The 16,429-nt window shown below is 74.9% G+C and carries 15 protein-coding genes and 1 pseudogene; 11 read left to right on the forward strand and 5 right to left on the reverse strand.

Translation table 11 applies throughout. The annotated features are described in order from the left end of the window. Positions 1 to 5 precede the first annotated feature (5 nt). Positions 6 to 293, forward strand: coding sequence for a chorismate mutase (locus ACZ6KO_RS25740; protein WP_469306373.1), 288 nt, complete (start codon positions 6 to 8; stop codon positions 291 to 293). 223 nt (positions 294 to 516) lie between these two features. Here ACZ6KO_RS25740 and ACZ6KO_RS25745 read toward each other — a convergent pair whose 3' ends face one another. Continuing rightward, the gene (locus tag ACZ6KO_RS25745; protein WP_469306374.1) at positions 517 to 1,473 is read right to left on the reverse strand and encodes an aminotransferase class IV; all 957 of its coding nucleotides are present in this window, start codon (positions 1,471 to 1,473) and stop codon (positions 517 to 519) included. Between the two features lie 169 nt (positions 1,474 to 1,642). Here ACZ6KO_RS25745 and ACZ6KO_RS25750 point away from each other — a divergent pair, with 169 nt between their 5' ends. Continuing rightward, the gene (locus ACZ6KO_RS25750) at positions 1,643 to 1,837 is read left to right on the forward strand and encodes a hypothetical protein (RefSeq protein ID WP_469306375.1); all 195 of its coding nucleotides are present in this window, start codon (positions 1,643 to 1,645) and stop codon (positions 1,835 to 1,837) included. Positions 1,838 to 1,895: 58 nt separating this feature from the next. Here the strand turns inward: ACZ6KO_RS25750 and ACZ6KO_RS25755 are convergent, their stop codons facing one another. Next, positions 1,896 to 2,516, reverse strand: a complete 621-nt coding sequence (locus ACZ6KO_RS25755; RefSeq protein WP_469306376.1) for a TetR/AcrR family transcriptional regulator — start codon at positions 2,514 to 2,516, stop codon at positions 1,896 to 1,898. Between the two features lie 114 nt (positions 2,517 to 2,630). Between ACZ6KO_RS25755 and ACZ6KO_RS25760 the strand changes: the two genes are divergently transcribed. Beyond that, positions 2,631 to 4,043, forward strand: coding sequence for an amidase (locus ACZ6KO_RS25760; protein WP_469306377.1), 1,413 nt, complete (start codon positions 2,631 to 2,633; stop codon positions 4,041 to 4,043). A 97-nt stretch (positions 4,044 to 4,140) separates the two neighbouring features. Further along, complete coding sequence (locus ACZ6KO_RS25765) at positions 4,141 to 5,562, forward strand: hypothetical protein (RefSeq protein WP_469306378.1); 1,422 nt, start codon at positions 4,141 to 4,143, stop codon at positions 5,560 to 5,562. Between the two features lie 241 nt (positions 5,563 to 5,803). On the opposite strand, the gene ACZ6KO_RS25770 is transcribed toward ACZ6KO_RS25765, so the two are convergent. Next, positions 5,804 to 6,763 (reverse strand): GlxA family transcriptional regulator, encoded by a 960-nt coding sequence (locus ACZ6KO_RS25770; protein ID WP_469306379.1) that lies wholly within the window; start codon positions 6,761 to 6,763, stop codon positions 5,804 to 5,806. Positions 6,764 to 6,870: 107 nt separating this feature from the next. Between ACZ6KO_RS25770 and ACZ6KO_RS25775 the strand changes: the two genes are divergently transcribed. Together ACZ6KO_RS25775 and ACZ6KO_RS25780 are read left to right on the forward strand one after the other, a co-directional pair. Beyond that, positions 6,871 to 7,410: a PaaI family thioesterase gene (locus ACZ6KO_RS25775; protein ID WP_469306380.1), complete on the forward strand. Its 540-nt coding sequence runs from the start codon at positions 6,871 to 6,873 to the stop codon at positions 7,408 to 7,410. Between the two features lie 75 nt (positions 7,411 to 7,485). Then, complete coding sequence (locus ACZ6KO_RS25780; protein WP_469306381.1) at positions 7,486 to 8,097, forward strand: hypothetical protein; 612 nt, start codon at positions 7,486 to 7,488, stop codon at positions 8,095 to 8,097. A 60-nt stretch (positions 8,098 to 8,157) separates the two neighbouring features. Here the strand turns inward: ACZ6KO_RS25780 and ACZ6KO_RS25785 are convergent, their stop codons facing one another. After that, complete coding sequence (locus ACZ6KO_RS25785) at positions 8,158 to 8,814, reverse strand: response regulator transcription factor (protein ID WP_469306382.1); 657 nt, start codon at positions 8,812 to 8,814, stop codon at positions 8,158 to 8,160. Next, positions 8,811 to 9,770: a sensor histidine kinase gene (locus tag ACZ6KO_RS25790; RefSeq protein WP_469306383.1), complete on the reverse strand. Its 960-nt coding sequence runs from the start codon at positions 9,768 to 9,770 to the stop codon at positions 8,811 to 8,813. Before ACZ6KO_RS25790 ends, ACZ6KO_RS25785 begins: the two co-directional genes overlap by 4 nt. A 276-nt stretch (positions 9,771 to 10,046) precedes the next feature. Here ACZ6KO_RS25790 and ACZ6KO_RS25795 point away from each other — a divergent pair, with 276 nt between their 5' ends. From ACZ6KO_RS25795 to ACZ6KO_RS25815, 5 genes and pseudogenes are all read left to right on the forward strand, one after another. Then, entirely contained in the window at positions 10,047 to 10,517 is a 471-nt protein-coding gene (locus tag ACZ6KO_RS25795) for a cation:proton antiporter regulatory subunit (protein WP_469306573.1), read from the forward strand. A 207-nt stretch (positions 10,518 to 10,724) separates the two neighbouring features. Beyond that, the gene (locus tag ACZ6KO_RS25800; protein ID WP_469306384.1) at positions 10,725 to 12,959 is read left to right on the forward strand and encodes a SpoIIE family protein phosphatase; all 2,235 of its coding nucleotides are present in this window, start codon (positions 10,725 to 10,727) and stop codon (positions 12,957 to 12,959) included. An 86-nt stretch (positions 12,960 to 13,045) separates the two neighbouring features. Continuing rightward, a pseudogene (locus ACZ6KO_RS25805) lies at positions 13,046 to 13,540 on the forward strand (hypothetical protein); the annotation flags it as partial. Further along, positions 13,514 to 14,989: a hypothetical protein gene (locus ACZ6KO_RS25810; RefSeq protein WP_469306574.1), complete on the forward strand. Its 1,476-nt coding sequence runs from the start codon at positions 13,514 to 13,516 to the stop codon at positions 14,987 to 14,989. The pseudogene ACZ6KO_RS25805 and the gene ACZ6KO_RS25810, both read left to right, overlap by 27 nt. Next, a complete protein-coding gene (locus ACZ6KO_RS25815; RefSeq protein WP_469306385.1) occupies positions 14,986 to 16,416 on the forward strand; it encodes a vWA domain-containing protein in 1,431 nt (476 codons plus the stop codon). Before ACZ6KO_RS25810 ends, ACZ6KO_RS25815 begins: the two co-directional genes overlap by 4 nt. Positions 16,417 to 16,429: the final 13 nt, after the last annotated feature.

The following is a 16,429-nucleotide window of genomic DNA, read 5'->3' on the forward strand; positions in this document are numbered from 1 at the left end:
CCCTCATGCCCATCGCCACCCCGACCCTCGCGCCCCCGGTCCAGGAGGACGTCCTGCTGGCGGAGGTCGACGCCATCGACGACCGGATCATCTCCCTGATGACCCAACGGGCTGCCCTGGTCAACGACATCCAGCGGGCCCGCCTGGCCGCGGGCGGGCCGGGCACCCGCCTGTCCCGGGAGACTCAGGTCATCGCCCGCTACAGCAGGGTTTTCGGCCGGGCCGGTACGGAGGCGGCACTGCTCCTGCTCAACCTGTGCCGCTACCGGGCCCGGCCGGGCGACCGGACCTGACGGCCGGCGTCCCGCCCGGCGGCGGCGGAGCCCGAGCGGCCGGCGCCGTCGCCGGGAACAGGACCGGAGCCGGGGTCGGCCCGGGCCTGACTCCGCGCCCGGACGGGCGGCGACCGGACCTGACGGCCGACCGTCCCGCCCGGCGGCGGAGCCCCGAGCGACGCCAGTGCCGCTGCCGGAAACAGGGCCGGAGCCAGGGCAGGGCCCGGAGTGAGGGCCGGGGTCAGGGCCGGATTCCGCCCGGGCCGGGGGCGAGCACGGGTACGGGCACGGCGCCGGGCGCACCGGGCCCACCTGGACCGCCGGGCAGGGGCTCCGCGGCGGCCGCCCAGGCCGCCCGCCACCGCGCCGCCCGCGGCGCGGCCCCGGCTCGCACCTCGGCCCACACCCCGGCGCCGGCCTCCGCCCCGGCCCAGGCGCCCGCCCCCGATCCGGCCCGGATCCCGCTTTCGGTTCCGATTCCGGTTCCGATCCAGGCCACCACCGGCCGGATCCCGTGCAGGGCGTTGGCGGTCCACACCTCGCGGTCGGCCAGCTCCGCCGCCCGTACGCGCCGCTGCCGGACCCGGACGCCTTCGGCGCGCGCCCGCCGTACCGCCCACGCGGCCGTCACCCCGGGCAGCACCGGCAGCCGCGGGTCGACCACGCACAGGGTGTCGTCCTCCCACCACAGCAGACTGGCCGACGCGGTCTCCAGCACCACGCCCTCGGGGGTGGTCAGCAGGGCGTCGTCCGCCCCGGCCGCGACCGCCCGCGCGCGCAGCGCGCCCAGCCGGCCGAGGTCCGGCCCCTTGTGCCGCGGCATCCGGCGCGGATCGGGCGCGCCGGGCACCCACAGCCGTACGGCGGGCCGGGTGCGCGGCGGCGCGGTCCGCAGCCGCAGCCACAGCCGGTCCCCGTCGTACTCCGCGCGCGGGAACCAGCTCCCGTCCGCCGGCAGCCGCCGTACGACGGCTTCCCAGAAGGCCTCGACGCCGGGCCCGCCCGCCTCGCGCACCGCTGCCGCGAACCGGCGCCGGTGCCCGTCGAAGTCCCGTACGCACCCGTTCTCGACGAGCCAGGAGTCGGCCACGACGAGTTCCGTCGCCGCCCCGCCCGTCGCCCGCCCCGGCGCCGTCGCCCCACCGAACTCTCCGGCCGTCGCCCCGAACACGTGGAGCCGCTCCGTTCCCGTCACCATGCGGTGATCATCACAGGCGGGCCCGGTCGCCGCGGCGGTCGGACGCGCGATCTGTGGTCCCCGGCCGAACATAGGGGGAACGTCACTCCATCGGCACACGGGAGCGGGCGCATTGATGACGAAACGGTCACGTCCCGCCACGCGGGATCCGTCGCGTCGTTGGCCCGGCATGCAGAGCACAACGACCGCATTGGCGGCGATGCCCGTGCCGTGGGACGTGCGCCCGGCGCCCCGGCCGGTGTCGGACTCACCGATCTACGACCGGCTCGAACTCGAATGGCGGCGCCAGGGCCGTACCGTGCCGCGCCCCACGGTGCCGTCCGGCTGGGAACGGGTGGACGAGGACCGCTTCGGCCGGGCCTGACCCGGACCCGACCGGCGTGAGCGGACCCGCGTGACCGGTTCGCCGTACGTGGATCCGGTCAGCCGGACGCCAGGAGCCCGGGCCGCCCCTCCCACAGGCCGGCCAGATACGCGTGCAGGACGTCCTGCGCCTCCTGCGCGGACAGGTGGCCGATGAGCCGCTGCATGGTGAGCCCGTCCGCGAGGGCCAGCAGGGCCCGCGCCTCGCGCCGCGGATCGAGCCCCGCCGCCTCCTCCGTGCCGTCGGCCGCCTCCGCGATGAGCCCGGCGAACCTCTCCTGGAGGTCCGCGTAGTTCGTCCGCAGCGTCGCGGCCAGCGCCGGGCTCACCGCCGCTTGCGCGACGAAGGCGAGCCAGATCCTGGCCTCGGCCCGGTGCTCCTCGCGCAACAGCGCGACCTCGGTGGCCGCGTGGCTCAGCGCGGTGCCCGCCGACTGGGCCGGGCTGCTGACCAGGCGGGCCCGTACGCGCGCCCCGATCCGTTCGCCGATGTGGCCGAGCGCGAAGAGGAGCATCTCCTCCTTGGTGCGGAAGCACCGCTGCACGGCGCCCATCGACACCTGCGCGCGGGCGGCCACGTCCCGCAGGGTCACACCCTCCAGCCCGTGCTCGTCGACGAGTGCGCAGACGGCCTCCGCGATCAACTGCCGCCGGCCCTCGTGATCCACCTGCCTGGGCATGCCCCGTCTCCTCCCGGTGTCCGTCCCCGCAGTTTATTCGATGCGCGCGCATCGATACCGGGTTAGTGTTCCGATGCAAGCGCATTGGTACAGCGAACGAGGAAAGGTGCAGTCATGCGGGAAGCCCTGTGGAGGATGCCGGCCGCCGCGCAGGCGGAGGCGGTGCGCCGGGCGGACGTCTCCGCCGCCGAGCTGGTCGACAGTCACCTGGAGCGCATCGCCGAGGTCAACCCGCGGGTGAACGCGGTCACGCAGCTCCTCGCGGAGCGCGCCCGCGAGGCCGCGGCGCGCACGGACCGGCGGCGCGCGGCGGGGGAGGAGCTGGGGCCACTCGCGGGCGTGCCGTTCACGGTGAAGGAGAGCACGCCCGTCGAGGGCGTGCCCACCACCTACGGCGTGCCGCGCTTCCGCGACCTCGTGGCCCCGGCCGACGCGCCCCCGGTGGCCCGGCTGCGCGCGGCCGGTGCCATCCCGATCGGGCACAGCAACCTGCCCACGCTGATCCTGGCCGGGATGCACACGCGCAGCGAGCTGTACGGCGACACGGCCAACCCCTGGGACCGGGGCCGGACCCCGGGCGGCACCAGCGGCGGCGACGCGGTGGCCGTCGCCACGGGCATGGCGGCGCTCGGCCTGGGCAACGACTCCGGCGGATCCGTGCGCATCCCGGCCCAGTTCTGCGGGGTGGCCGGCCTGAAGCCGTCCGCCGGCCGGTTCCCCGCCGACCACCGTGTCCTCGGCCCCGACGACCCCGGACCGGCCTCCCAGATGCTCGTCACCGACGGACCCCTGGCGCGGACCGTGGGCGACCTGAGGCTGGCGTACGAGGTGCTGGCCGGCACCGATCCGCGTGATCCGCGCGCCGTACCCGTGCCCGTCCACGGGCCGCCGCTGCCCGGACCCGTGAAGGTCGCGGTCGTGACGGACCCCGGCGGGCACGGCGTGCACCCCACGGTCGCCGCGGCCGTGGCCACGGCGGCCGCGGCACTGCGCGACGCGGGGTACGACGTACGCGAGGTGGCCGACGTACCGCGGCTGGACGAGGCCCTGGACGCCTACCACCGGATCACCATGACCGAATTCGCCCCGGCCTGGCCGGCGGTGCGCACGCTGCTCGGCGACGGCGGCGACCGCTACATCGCGATGGCGATGGAGCGGACCCCGCCCGTGAGCGCGGCGGAGCTCATGCAGCTGATGGGCACCTGGCTGAACATCCGCCGCTCCTGGGCCGAGTTCCTCGACGACCACCCGCTGCTGCTCGGCCCGGTGTTCACCGAGCCGCCGGTCGAGCCGGGGCTGGAGTCGCGCGACCGGGAGGGCCGGGACCGGGTCGGATCGGGCATGCGCCTGTGCACCGCGACCAGCTTCGTGGGCGTACCGGGTGTGGCGGTGCCGACCGGAGTGGTCGACGGTCTCCCGGTCGGGGTGCAGATCGTGGGGCGCGCCTTCCGGGAGGACCTCTGCCTGGCCGCGGCCCAGGCCGTGGAGGACCGGCTGGGCGTCCTGACCCCGATCGACCCACGGTGAGGGGGACCGGCCCGCGGTGAACGGGGTTGCCACCGCGGGCCGGCCTCTGTGAAGATCACTTCATGAATGAACGAAAGGACAACCGGGTTTCCGCCCGGTGACCCGCCTCAGCGTCTTCTCCGCCCCCGACCGGACCTCGGAACCGAGCCGCCGCGAAAGCCGCCGCCCGCCGACCCGGCCCCGGATCGTCGCCCTGCTGCGCAGGGCCTTGGCGCACCCGGAACCCGAACCGGACGTGTTCGCCGCACTGGACCGGCGCGTCCGCCGCCTGGTCTGGTACGACCACGGCCGCCACTTGCCCGCCCTCCTGCACGAGAGCATTCCGTCGAGCCCACGGGTGCGCGCCCTCGGCCGGCGCTGCGTCACCGAGGGCAACCACCGCAACAGCATCCTGCTGGGGATCCTCCTGCTCGGCCTCGTCGGCCCCCGCCTCACGGCCGAGGACCGCGTGCTGCTGCTCCGTTTCGGAAGGCACCCGGCGTTCAGCGACGAGGCCAGCGCCGCCCTGGCCGCCTCCTGGCCCCACGACCCGCACTTCGCCGTGTTCCAGCTGGCCCGGCGGGCCGAGGGCTGGGCGCGCGTGGACGCCGTCCGCCACCTCGACGGCGCCGGGCACCCGGACATCAAGGAGTGGCTGATCCGGGACGCCTGTACCGGCGATGTCCTGGACAGCTACTTCTGCCTCACCGCCGCCCGCACCGGGGATCTCGCCGGGGTCCTCGCCCGCGACCGGCTCGACGGGCCGACCCTGAAGGGAGCGGGCCTGGTGATCCACGCGCTCACCGATGTGAACGGCCCCGGCGCGGAGATGGCCTCGTACGAGGACGCGGCCGCCGCCCTGCGGCACTACCTGCGCCACCTGACGGCGGCCGGGCCGACCGCCGAGGGCCTGCTCTCCCTGATGGGGATCCGGGACTGGTTCGGCGCCGACCGGCCGCGCGGGGACGAACTGGACCGGATCGGCGCGGAGATCGCCGCCGTCATCGACCGCCCGGAGTCCCGGCGTACGGTGACCGACGCCCTGGCCGACGACGACGGTCCGCTCAGCGCGGTCTGGGCCGCCCGCGACTTCGGCCTGCCCTACCGGGACGCCGTGCTGCGCCGGGTCGAGCGGACCCCGCTGGACTCCACCGCCTGGTACCTGCTGTTCGCGGACTGCCCGGCCGACGAGATAGGCCCCGTGGTCGCCGCCGCCGAGCGCCTGCTCCCGCTCGACGAACTCCTTGCCGATCCCGAACCGGGCATCGCCTACGGCGAGGAGTACGCGGCCGACCGGACCCTGGACCTGATCGTCTGCCGGCTGGGGGGCCATCCCGGCCACGGCGTCCGGCTGTTGCGGACGGCGCTGTCCACGCGCTGCTCCCGCAACCGCCGGATGGCGGCGTACGCCCTGAGCGCCTGGCCGCCCGGCACGATCCCGCCGGAGCTGCGCGACACCCTGACGCGCGCCGCCGCCCGCGAACCGGTCGACGACATCCGGGAGGCGATGCGCGAAGCCCTCGCCGTGGGGGACCGCTAGGTCGTGTCGTCAAAGTCCCGCCTGGCCGGAGGGGCCTGGCACGCACGCTCGCCGCGTTGTCGTCAGTCAACGACGTCCCCCAGCTACCGCTGGGAGGTGCCCCCACCGCGTCGCTTCCCTCCTCCGCCTTGCGATCGCACGCACCAGGCCCCTCCGGCCCCGCCCTTCGGGCGGCCGGCGCCACTTTGACGACACTCCCCAGGCCCTGGGGTCTGTCCGACCCTGATCCGCCGGACAGACCCTAGCCGCGCAGGCTGCGCGCGCTCTGGCCCAGCCGGTCGCGCAGCAGGGTCCGCAGGGGCCCCGGGCCCTCGTAGCCGACCCGGCGGGCCACCGCCGCCAGCGGGAGCGCCGTGGTGCGCAGCAGGTGTTCGGCCTGCTCGACCCGGAGGTTCTGCACCAGGCGGATGGGTGAGCAGCCCAAGGTACGGGTCACCGTGCGCTGCAGGGTGCGCTCGCTGACGCCGAGGTCGCGCGCCGCCTCCGCGATCGAGAGCGGCCCGTCCATCCGGGCCCGCACCCAGCTCTCGAACGCGGAGACCAGCGGCTCGTGCCGGGCCAGCGCGCTGGGGATCGTGTACGCCGCCTGGGAGGCGCGGTCGTCGACCACGAGGTAGCGCCGTACCAGGTCGGCGAGGGCGGGACTGCGCATCCGTACGATCGCCAGCGCCAGATCCAGGTGGCCGAACGCGGCGCCGGCCGTGGTGATCCCGTCGCAGGTCGTCACCATCCTGCTCTCGTCGACGGCGACGTCGCGGTAGCGCTCGCGGAAGACCGGGGCCAGCCACCAGCTGGTCGTCGCCCGCAGTCCGTCGAGGACGCCGGACTCGGCGAGCAGGAACGTCCCCGTACAGGACGAGGCGAGCGGAGTACGCCGCTCCCGGGCCTCGGCGAGCACCCGGCGGGCGCTGCGGTGCGCGGCCCCGGCCACGGTCTCGACCAGGCGCTCCGGCCGGCGCTCCATCAGCGCGGGCAGCACCAGCAGGTCGGCGTCCTCGGCCACCGTCACGCTCTCGGTGTCGATCCGGTGCCCGAGCCCGGTCCGCACCCGGCGCCGCACCCCGACCGTACGGATGTCGAACGCCGGCGGCGGCGCGCCGGCGAGCTGCCCGCGCAGGGCGTTGGCGGTGTGGAGCACGTCGAGAGTGGCGGAGACCCCCGAGTCGAACACCCCGTCGAGGACGAGAACGGCTGTTTTCACCCGTTCACCCTAGCCGGACCGGCGCTTCTGGCCGGTGTCGGATTCGCTGCACAAGCTGCCGGATCCGACACTCCCGGACCGGGCCCCGGCCCTCCTAGGGTCGAGCCATGACCACGCACGAGACCACCGCGCACCAGGTGCCGGACCACGTCCCCGCCGCGGCCCGCTCCCGTACCCACACCTGGCAGCCGCGCCCCGACCTGACCCCCGAACTCCTCGGTATGAGCGGGCTGGAGATCCTCCGGGCCGCCCTCGAGGGCACCCTCCCCGCCGCCTCGATGATGAGCACGCTCGGCTTCCGGCTCACCGAGGTCGGCGAGGGTTTCACCGTCTTCGAGGGGGACCCGGGCGACCACCTGCTCAACCCGATGGGCACGGTGCACGGCGGGTTCCTCGCCACCCTCCTGGACTCGGCCCTCGGCTCCGCTGTGATGACGCGCCTCCCGGCCGGCGCCATGTACACCACCGTCCAGCTGGGCGTCCACATGATCCGCCCGGTCCTCTCCGACACCCCGGCGCTGCGGTGCGAGGGCACGGCCCTGCACGTCGGTCGCACCACCGCCACCGCCGAGGCGAGGATCATCGGCACGCACGACGGCAAGCTCTACGCCCACGGCACGACCACCTGTGCCGTCCTGCGCCCCTGACGCGACGGGACGGGGCGCGGAAGGCGGAAACCGCGGGCGGGAGGGCGGGCGTCCCTGTGACGGGGGGTGATGTGCATGCCGGCGATGGCGCCGCAGCGGGCACGGTGGCTCTCCGCGGCGCTGCCCGCAGTCGCCGCGGTGCTGCTCCACGGCTGGGCCGCGTGGTACTTCGGCGCCGCATCGCCGCCACCGGCCGCGGTCGCGGTGGCGGGCGCGGGGATCCTGGGAGTCGGCGCCCTGGTCGCGTACTTCCTGCTCGTCGGAGGCAACGGGGCCGTCTTCGGTACGCTCCTGCTGGCCGTGGGCCTGCTGCTGACCGTGGCGGCCGCGGACCGGACGGCGGCGCGCGAGGGGGTCGCCACCTGTGTCGTACGCGAGGTCCACACCAGGTCCGAGGGCTCCTTCGGGGAGGGCGCACCGCCGGCGAAGACGGTGTACCGCCTCGCGCTGGACTGCCCTGGCGGCTATCCCGCCGAGCTCAAGGACGACCGGCCGCTCGCCCCGGTGGGCGGGCAGGTGCGTGTCGCGTACGACCCCCTGCGCCGCACGGCCCCGGCGGTGGCGGGGGAGGAGACCTCCCCCTGGACCCCCGCCCTGTGGGGCGCGCTCCTCCTGGCCCTCAGCACGCTGATCGCCGCGAGCCGCCCCCACCCGGGCCGCACCCCCGCCGAGCCGCCCGACGCCTAGCGTCCGCCTCTTGACGGGTGCTCAATTGCCGCGGGTCGCCGCGGGGGTGTCCGGCGGGTGTCAGGGTTCGATCAGGCCGACGCGGATGGCGTAGCGGGTCAGTTCGAGGCGGTCGCGCAGGCCCAGTTTCTGCAGCAGGTTGGCGCGGTGCCGCTCGACGGTCTTCGCACTGATCACGAGGATGTCGCCGATCTCCTTGGACGTGTGCCCCTCGGCGACCAGCTTGAGGATCTCCTCCTCGCGCTCCGTTATGGGGCGGTCCGGCAGCGGGTTGCCCTGGCGGGCGCGGTCCAGATAGGTGCGCACGAGGGTGGTCTCGGCGCCGGGGTAGATGAACGGTTCGTCCCGCAGGGCCGCCCGGCACGCCTCCACGAGGTCACGGTCGGCGACGGACTTGGGGACGTAGCCGCTGGCGCCGGCCTTGAGCGCCTCGAAGAAGTACTGCTCGTTGTCGTACATCGTCAGCATCAGGATCCGCAGCCCCGGGCGGAGCCGGGAGAGTTCGCGGGCGGCCTGCAGACCGGTCTGCCGGGGCATCGCGATGTCGAGGATGGCCAGATCGAGGCCCGGGTCCTGGCGCGCCCGCGCGACGGCGTCCGCGCCGTCGTCCGCCTCGGCCACGACCTCCAGGTCGGCCTCGCTGTCGAGGATCAGACGGACACCGCTGCGGACGAGCGCGTGGTCGTCGGCGAGCAGGATGCGGGCCGGTGCGGTCATGAGCCGGAACCCCCGGTACGGGCGGAGGTGACGTTCAGGCACACGGCCGTTCCCCCGGAGGCCCCGGCCCCGATCTGGAGTTCGGCGCCGATCAGCAGGGCCCGCTCGCGCATGCCCCGGATCCCGTCACCCTCCGGCACGGCCCCGAGCCCGCGGCCGTTGTCCCGGATCTGCAGTCCCACACCGCCGGCCACCAGCGGATGCAGATGGACCTCGACGCGCGTGGCGCCCGCGTGCCGGGCGGCGTTGGTCAGCCCCTCCTGGGCGACCCGGTACAGGACGAGTTCGGTGGCCGGGTCGAGCGGGGGCAGCCCGGGCGTGATGTGCGCGCTCGCGCCGAGCCGGGAGGTGGTGAACTCGGCGGCCAGGGACCGCAGGGCGCTGTGCAGCCCGAGCTCCTCCAGGACGCCCGGGCGCAGCCGCCGGGCGATGCGGCGGATCTCGTCCAGGCTGGCCCGGGTGGTCTCCTGCGCCTGGTGCAGGTCGCCGCGTACCGGATCGGGGACGCGGTCGGCGGCATGCTTGAGCTGGAGCAGGACGGCGGTCAGGGTCTGGCCGATCTCGTCGTGCAACTCCTGTGCGATGCGCCGGCGTTCGGTCTCCAGCGCCGACAGGACCCGGCCACTGCTGGCCGCCCGCTCCGCCTCGAGCCGGTCGAGCATCGTGTTGAACGTCGCCGTCAGGTCGGCGATCTCGCCCGAACCGGCGACCGCGAGCCGGACGCCGGGTTTGAGGAGGTCGACGGTGGCCATGGCCCGGCTGAGGCGGCCGAGCGGCGCGAGACCGATCCGCAGCAGCACGGCGTTGGCCACGAGCATCGCCACCAACCCGCCGAGCAGGACGAGGGCTTCGCCGAGCAGCACGGGGGTGGAGACGGTGACCGGGCCGAGCAGCAGCAGCACCGCGACGACGAGTACGGCGGCGTTCAGCAGGAAGATGCGCCAGTACAACGACATGGCCCCGAACCTTTTCAGCCGACCCCCCTCATCCCACGGCCGCCGCCCCGAAGTCTTCACGTGCATACGGCTCCGACCTGCGGTGAAACTACTTCCCCGCCCCATCTTCGGCGAGCCGCACGCCCCATGTCCATCCGTGCCGACACCCATATTCCGGCCATGGAGAACATGGCAACATGAGCCCTCGCCGCGCCTGATCACCGACCGGATCCGCCGCGCGCCATCACCGACGCCACAGATCGAGAACGAGGGGGATGGGCTGTGCCCGCACGACGGATGCGCACGACGCCACTGCCCGGCATCGGGGTCCAGTACGACCTCACCACCCGTGAACACCGCCGCCTGTCGGTCATCGCGCACCGGGACGGCACCCGCACGGTGAACCTGTGCCGTGCCGACGACCCGGACGCCCTCGACCAGTCGCTGCGCCTGACCGGCTCGGAGACGGCCTCGCTGATCGACGCGCTGATGCCGGCCCACCACACCCAGAGCGTGCTGCACACCGCCGATCTGGGCCTGGTCGCCGAACGGGTCGAGCTGTCCGCGCACTCGTTCTGGGACGGCCGGGTGCTGGGGGACACCCGGATGCGCACCGAGACCGGAGTGTCGATCGTGGCCGTCCTGCGGCGGGCGGTCGCCTGGCCGTCGCCGTCGCCCGACTTCCGGCTCGCGGGCGGGGACACGCTCATCGTCATCGGCACGCGCGAGGGCGTGGAGGTCGCGGCCGCGATACTCGGGCGCAGCTGAGCCAGGCGCAACGGAGTCAGGCGCAGCCGAGCCGGACGATGCGGGCCGGGCGGCGTGCCCGAGTGCGCTGTTCAGCGGCTGTCCCGGGACCGGGGGCGGTCCGAGCCGATCACCCGGCGTGAGCCGGGCGAGCTGTGCGTCATCCGCACCCGTGCGCGGTTGCCGACCCCGAGGGCGGGTACCGGGCGGCGGAGAGACGATGGTCGGGTGGACGAGGCAGCGGGGCGTGGCCAGGGGGCCGGTCAGCGCGCGCTGGGCGATGAATTGGTCCAGACCTGTACGGACGCCGGGGCCTCCATCGGCATGCTCTACCTGCCCGGTCCCACCCGCCGCGTCCTGCACCTGGCGATGGTCACCGGGGTGGCGCGCGAGTTCGCGGCCCCCTGGTCCCGGATCGGCCTGGACGACTCCATCCCGGTGGCCGACGCCGTCCGTGAGAGACGGTTCGTCTGGCTGGGTGACCAGCAGGAGACGGCCCGCCGTTACCCCCGGCTGGGCCTGGTCCTGCCGTACGACTTCGCCCTCGCCGCCGCCCCGCTGACCACGGACACCGGGGACCGGGACACCGGCGGCGGGGGCGACGCGGCCCCCGGCGGCACGGCCCAAGCCACCGCGTACGGCGGCGACGCGGCCCACGACCCCGCGGCCGGAGCCGGGGCGGTCCTGCTCTGGCCCGGCTCCCACGCGCCCCGCCTCAGCGACCGGGAACGCCGGGCCATGGAAGCGGGCTGCCACCGGATCGCCCGCGTCCTGCGGGGAGCGGCCGACGAGGGGCACCCCGTCCCGCCCGCCGACCACCCCGTCATCCTCCAGCCGGCGCTGCCCCCCACGCCCGGACCGGTCGAGGCCGGGGCCGCCCTGGCCTTCGCCCGCCGGCTGCCCGGCGGCAGCTGCGCCCTCGACATGAACGGGAAGATCGTCTTCCTCACCCCGGAAGCGGCCGCCCTCCTGGGCATGGACCGCACCGCACTCCTGGGCACCCTGCCGTGGGCGGCGCTGCCCTGGATGGACACCCCCGCCGTCGAGGACCACTACCGCGCCGCCGTGATCAGCCGTGTGCCGCAGACCTTCACCACCATGCACCCCAGCGGCCGCCACCTGCGCTTCGACCTGTACCCCGACGACACCGGCATCAGCGTCCGCATCACAGCGGCGGCCGAGCAGCCGGCCCCGCCGCCCCGGGGCCGGCCCGCCGCCCCCGCCAGGGAGCCGTCGCCCAGCCGCGCCACCGCCCTCTACCAGCTCATGCACCTGGCGGCCACCCTCACCGAGGCCGCCCACGCCCAGGACGTCGTGGAGAAGGCCGCGGACCAGCTGGTTCCCGCCCTCGGAGCGCAGGCGCTGGCCCTGCTCGTCGAGGAGGGGCAGCGGCAGCGCATCGTCGGGCACCGGGGCTATCCGGCCGCGGTCGTCGCCCGCTTCGACGGCCTCTCCGTCACCGAGGACCTCCCCACCAACCGCGTCCTGCGCACCGGCACCGCGCTGTTCTACAGCAGCGTGGAGGAGCTCTTCGACGACTTCCACGACGCCGGGTACGAGCCGGTCATGGCGGCCTGGGCCTTCCTGCCCCTGATCGCCTCCCGGCGCCCCATCGGCTCCCTCGTCCTCGCCTACACCCGCCCGCATCCCTTCGCCCCCGGCGAACGCGCCGTCCTGACCTCCATCGCCGGACTCATCGCCCAGGCCCTGGACCGCGCCCGCCTCTACGACTCCACGCACCAGCTCGCCCGCAGCCTGCAGACAGGCCTCCTGCCCCACGCGCTGCCGGTCATCCCCCACCTGGAACTGGCCGCCCGCTACCTGCCCGCCGCTCACGGCCTGGACATCGGGGGCGACTTCTACGACGTCATCCGCATCGACGACACCACCGTCGCCGCCGCCATCGGCGACGTCCAGGGCCACAACGTCAACGCCGCCGCCCTCATGGGCCAGGTCCGCACCGCCGTCCACGCCACCGCCGGCGCACCGCCGGCCGAGGTCCTCGGCCGTACCAACCGGCTCCTGACCGACCTCGAACCGGGACTGTTCACCAGCTGCCTGTACGCCCACCTCGACCTCGCCCGCGGCACCGCCCACCTGGCGGGCGCCGGACACCCGCCCCCCGTGCTGCGCCACGCCCACGGCTCCACCGAGGTCCTGCACCTGCCCTCCGGGCTCCTGCTGGGCATCGACCCCGACGCCTCCTACAGCGCCGTCGAGATCCCCTTCGCCCCCGACACCCTCCTCGCCCTCTACACCGACGGCCTCGTCGAAACCCCCGGCGACGACATCGAGGACGCCATCGGCACGGTCGCCGCCCGCATCGCCGGCGCCCCGCGGCTCCAGCGCCTGGGCGACCTCGCGGACGACCTTGTCCGGCACGCCCGCCACGGCGCGCCCCGCACCGACGACATCGCCCTCCTCCTGCTCCGCTCCCGGGAGGCCCCCGCCCCCGGCTCATGATCGGCGTTGTCAGTGGCCGCCCCTAGGTTGATCCGTGTTCCGCCGCACCGGCGTGAACGTTCCCGGGGCGCAGAGGAGATGGCGCGTTGTCAGATTGGGAGAGGTCGAGCACGGCACGGGTGGTCCCACCCGCACGGCCGCGCAAGCTCACCAAGGTCCCGTTCGTCGAGCTGGCCGACGGACGCGTGCAGGGCGTGGTGTCCAGCGGCTCGGACATCGAGCGGGTCTACGTCTCGTCGGTGGCGTCCGGTACGTACGCGTTCGCGTGCAGCACCAACAACAACCGGCCCTGCGGCGGCGCCCGGGGCTCGTTCTGCAACCACATCCGGGCCCTGATCGGCGAAGCGGTCCTGCAGTACGGCGCCCCCCGCGTCGCCCGGTACCTGCGGGTCGAGGCCGGGGACGGCGGGCCGAGCGCGCAGAGCATCACCGCGGACATGAGCGCCGCCCGGCCGCCGCAGGGGGACACCAAGGCCGCCGCGCAGGTCTTCAGCCGCTTCCTGCGCCACCTGGCGTACCTGGAACTCGCCCCCACCACGGCGCCGCTGCCGGAGATGCAGTGGTTCCCGCCGACCCGGGCGGCGGAGGCGGCGCAGGCGCCCCCGCGCGAGCCCGGTCCGGGCACGGGGGAGCGGCCCGGCCTGCTCGCCGGTCCCCTCGACGGACTGGACGAGGCCCTGGCGGCCGTCGACGCCTTCGACCTGGCGCTCGTCGACGGCCTGCTGCGTCCCCGGCCCGCCGCGGCCGCCGCCCTGGCCGGGCTCGCCGACGCCGTCGCCGGGACCCCGCTGGCCGGCAGGACCGCCGAGGCGGCCGAGAAGGCGGCCGCCGGAGCCGCGGCCGAGGACCACTTCGTCGCCCTCGCCGCCGCCCGCACCGCGCTGCTCGGCTCCGTCCACGACGCGTTGATGACCCGGACCGAGGAGGTGAGCGGCCGGACCGCCGCCGAGGACGGGCAGGGCGCCGACGCGCCCGGACCGCGGCACACGGCGAACCCGCAGGCCGCCGCCCGCGCCTGGCTCGCCGACCTCGCGCGCTGCGGCTGGCGGGGCATCGACCACGAGGTGGTCTCAGGTGCCGCGCCGGTCGTCGCCGCGATGCTGCCGGACCCGGCCCTGCGCCGGCCGGCGACGCTCCTCGACGGCCTCGCCGCCGAACTCGCCGCCTCCTGCCCGGGCGTGTCCCTGGACCGCGTCCCCGTCCGCCGCTGGGCCGACCTGTGGTCGCGGGCGATGCTGCTGACGCTGCCCGGCGCGGCCGACGTGGCACCCAGCGGCAGGGCCACCGGCCGCCTGCTGCCCCTCGGCGTCGACCTCCAGGAACACGCGACCGCCGTACAGGCCCAGGTCCACGCGGTGTTCGAGCCCGCGGACGGCGGCACGCCCCGCCTGGTGCGGGCCGGCGTATCGGCACCCAAGCCGGACACGATCGTCGGGGCCGGTCTGTGGCAGCTGCTCCGCCCGCACATGTCGCTCCTGGGGGCCGTCAGCGACGGCCGCTCGATGGACCTCACCGACATGCCGGTCACCGCCGAGGGGGATCTGCTCTGGAGCGACGGGCACGCCCGCCTCGCCGCGCCCGCCGACGCCCTCACCACCGCCCGCGTGGCGCTGCCCACCGCGACCGCCGCGGCGGCCGCACCCCTGGACCGGCACCCGGCACGCATCGCCGTCCCCGTCTTCCTGGAGGGCTACGCGGCCGGCGTCCGGGAGGACGACGGCACGCCGACCTTCACGGTCGCCGGGCACGAACTGGCCGTCGACGCCGACCGGATACCGGCCGCCGGGCCGCTCACACCCGAAACGGTCGCCGCGTCGAAGGCGTGCCTGGGCCTGCTGCGCTGGGACGCCGGAACGTTCCGCATCCAGCCCCTGGCCGTCGAGGCCGTCGTACGGAAGAAGGCGGTGGCCGTACACGCCGGGGCCTGGGCGGGCGGCACCACCGACAAGGCGGGCGTGAAGGCCGAGAAGGCCGCCACCGACGCCACGGCGGGCCTGCGCGAGCGCGCCGGAAGGCTGCTGCGGAAATGACCGAACCGATTCCCGAGGCCATCGCCGAGGACAACCGCCGGCAGGTCCTGTACTGGCGGCTCCTGGCCCGGCTCTTCGACCACGAGGAGCAGGTCACCCTGGAGTCGGCGAGCCTCGCCGTCGTCGAGGACATCGGCCTGCCGCAGGCCCTGCTGGACCCGCAGGTCTCCGTCGACTCCCTCGTGCAGCGCCACCCGGAGCTGGCCGCCGAGTTCGACGGCCTGATGGTGCCCGACCCCGACCCCGACCCCGACCCCGGCCCGGACGGGCACGAGGCCCGGGACCGGGACCGCGCCGCGGAAGTGCGCCGCGCGGCGCTGGTGTCCAAGGTGCTGCTGGGCGTCTTCTCCGCCGGCTCCGGCACGGTCACCGCCGAGCAGCTGGCGCGCTGGCAGTCCGACGCCGACTGGCTGGAGCGCTCGCTCGGCTGCCGGCCCGGCGAGCTGCGCGGCGGCCGTGCCGGCCGCCCCGGCCGCGCCGCCGGCCCGACGGGCACCGGCGGCCGCCGTACCGCACCCGACCTGAGCCGGCTGATCCCGGAGATCGGACCGGAACTCGGCGCCATCGAGGCCGACCTGGTCAAGCGGATGCACCTGCGCGAGGTGCTCGCCGACCCCCGGCTCGCCGCGCGTCTGACCCCCAGCATGTCGCTGATCGAGCAGCTGCTGCGCGACAAGAACAACCTGTCGGGCGTGGCGCTGGCCAACGCCAAGGCGCTGATCCGGCGTTTCGTCGACGAGGTCGCCGAAGTGCTGCGCACCCAGGTGGAGAAGGCCACGGTCGGCGACCTGGACCGCTCGGTCCCGCCCAAGCGGGTGTTCCGCAACCTCGACATCGACCGCACGATCTGGAAGAACCTCACCAACTGGAGCCCCGAGGAGGAACGGCTCTACGTCGACCGGCTCTTCTACCGCCACACCGTGCGCAGGACCACGCCCCAGCGGCTGATCGTGGTCGTGGACCAGTCGGGCTCGATGGTGGACTCGATGGTCAACTGCACCATCCTCGCCTCGATCTTCGCCGGGCTGCCGAAGGTGGACGTCCACCTGATCGCGTACGACACCCAGGCCCTCGACCTCACGCCGTGGGTGCACGACCCCTTCGAGACCCTGCTGCGCACCCAGCTCGGCGGCGGCACCGACGGCACCGTCGCCATGGCGCTGGCCCAGCCGAAGATCGCCGAGCCCCGCAACACCGTCGTGGTGTGGATCTCGGACTTCTACGAATGGAGGAGCGAGCCGCTCTTCGAGAGCATGGCCGCCCTCCACCGCTCGGGAGCCAAGTTCATCCCCGTCGGCTCGGTGACCAGCTCCGGCCGCGGCAGCGTCAACCCGTGGTTCCGCGAACGCTTCAAGGACCTCGGTACGCCCGTGCTCTCCGGTCACATCCGCAAGCTCGTCCACGAACTGAAGACGTTCCTCACCTGATACCCCGGCCGAC

It is taken from the genome of Streptomyces sp. NPDC042102, assembly GCF_055582305.1.

What these genes read in the sequence shown, in the direction of transcription:
- ACZ6KO_RS25740 (WP_469306373.1), top strand. Translation starts at nt 6, where the DNA reads ATGCCCATCGCCACCCCGACCCTCGCGCCCCCGGTCCAGGAGGACGTC.
- ACZ6KO_RS25745 (WP_469306374.1), bottom strand. Translation starts at nt 1,473, where the DNA reads ATGGTGACGGGAACGGAGCGGCTCCACGTGTTCGGGGCGACGGCCGGA.
- ACZ6KO_RS25750 (WP_469306375.1), top strand. Translation starts at nt 1,643, where the DNA reads ATGCAGAGCACAACGACCGCATTGGCGGCGATGCCCGTGCCGTGGGAC.
- ACZ6KO_RS25755 (WP_469306376.1), bottom strand. Translation starts at nt 2,516, where the DNA reads ATGCCCAGGCAGGTGGATCACGAGGGCCGGCGGCAGTTGATCGCGGAG.
- ACZ6KO_RS25760 (WP_469306377.1), top strand. Translation starts at nt 2,631, where the DNA reads ATGCGGGAAGCCCTGTGGAGGATGCCGGCCGCCGCGCAGGCGGAGGCG.
- ACZ6KO_RS25775 (WP_469306380.1), top strand. Translation starts at nt 6,871, where the DNA reads ATGACCACGCACGAGACCACCGCGCACCAGGTGCCGGACCACGTCCCC.
- ACZ6KO_RS25780 (WP_469306381.1), top strand. Translation starts at nt 7,486, where the DNA reads ATGCCGGCGATGGCGCCGCAGCGGGCACGGTGGCTCTCCGCGGCGCTG.
- ACZ6KO_RS25785 (WP_469306382.1), bottom strand. Translation starts at nt 8,814, where the DNA reads ATGACCGCACCGGCCCGCATCCTGCTCGCCGACGACCACGCGCTCGTC.
- ACZ6KO_RS25790 (WP_469306383.1), bottom strand. Translation starts at nt 9,770, where the DNA reads ATGTCGTTGTACTGGCGCATCTTCCTGCTGAACGCCGCCGTACTCGTC.
- ACZ6KO_RS25795 (WP_469306573.1), top strand. Translation starts at nt 10,047, where the DNA reads ATGCGCACGACGCCACTGCCCGGCATCGGGGTCCAGTACGACCTCACC.
- ACZ6KO_RS25810 (WP_469306574.1), top strand. Translation starts at nt 13,514, where the DNA reads ATGCAGTGGTTCCCGCCGACCCGGGCGGCGGAGGCGGCGCAGGCGCCC.
- ACZ6KO_RS25815 (WP_469306385.1), top strand. Translation starts at nt 14,986, where the DNA reads ATGACCGAACCGATTCCCGAGGCCATCGCCGAGGACAACCGCCGGCAG.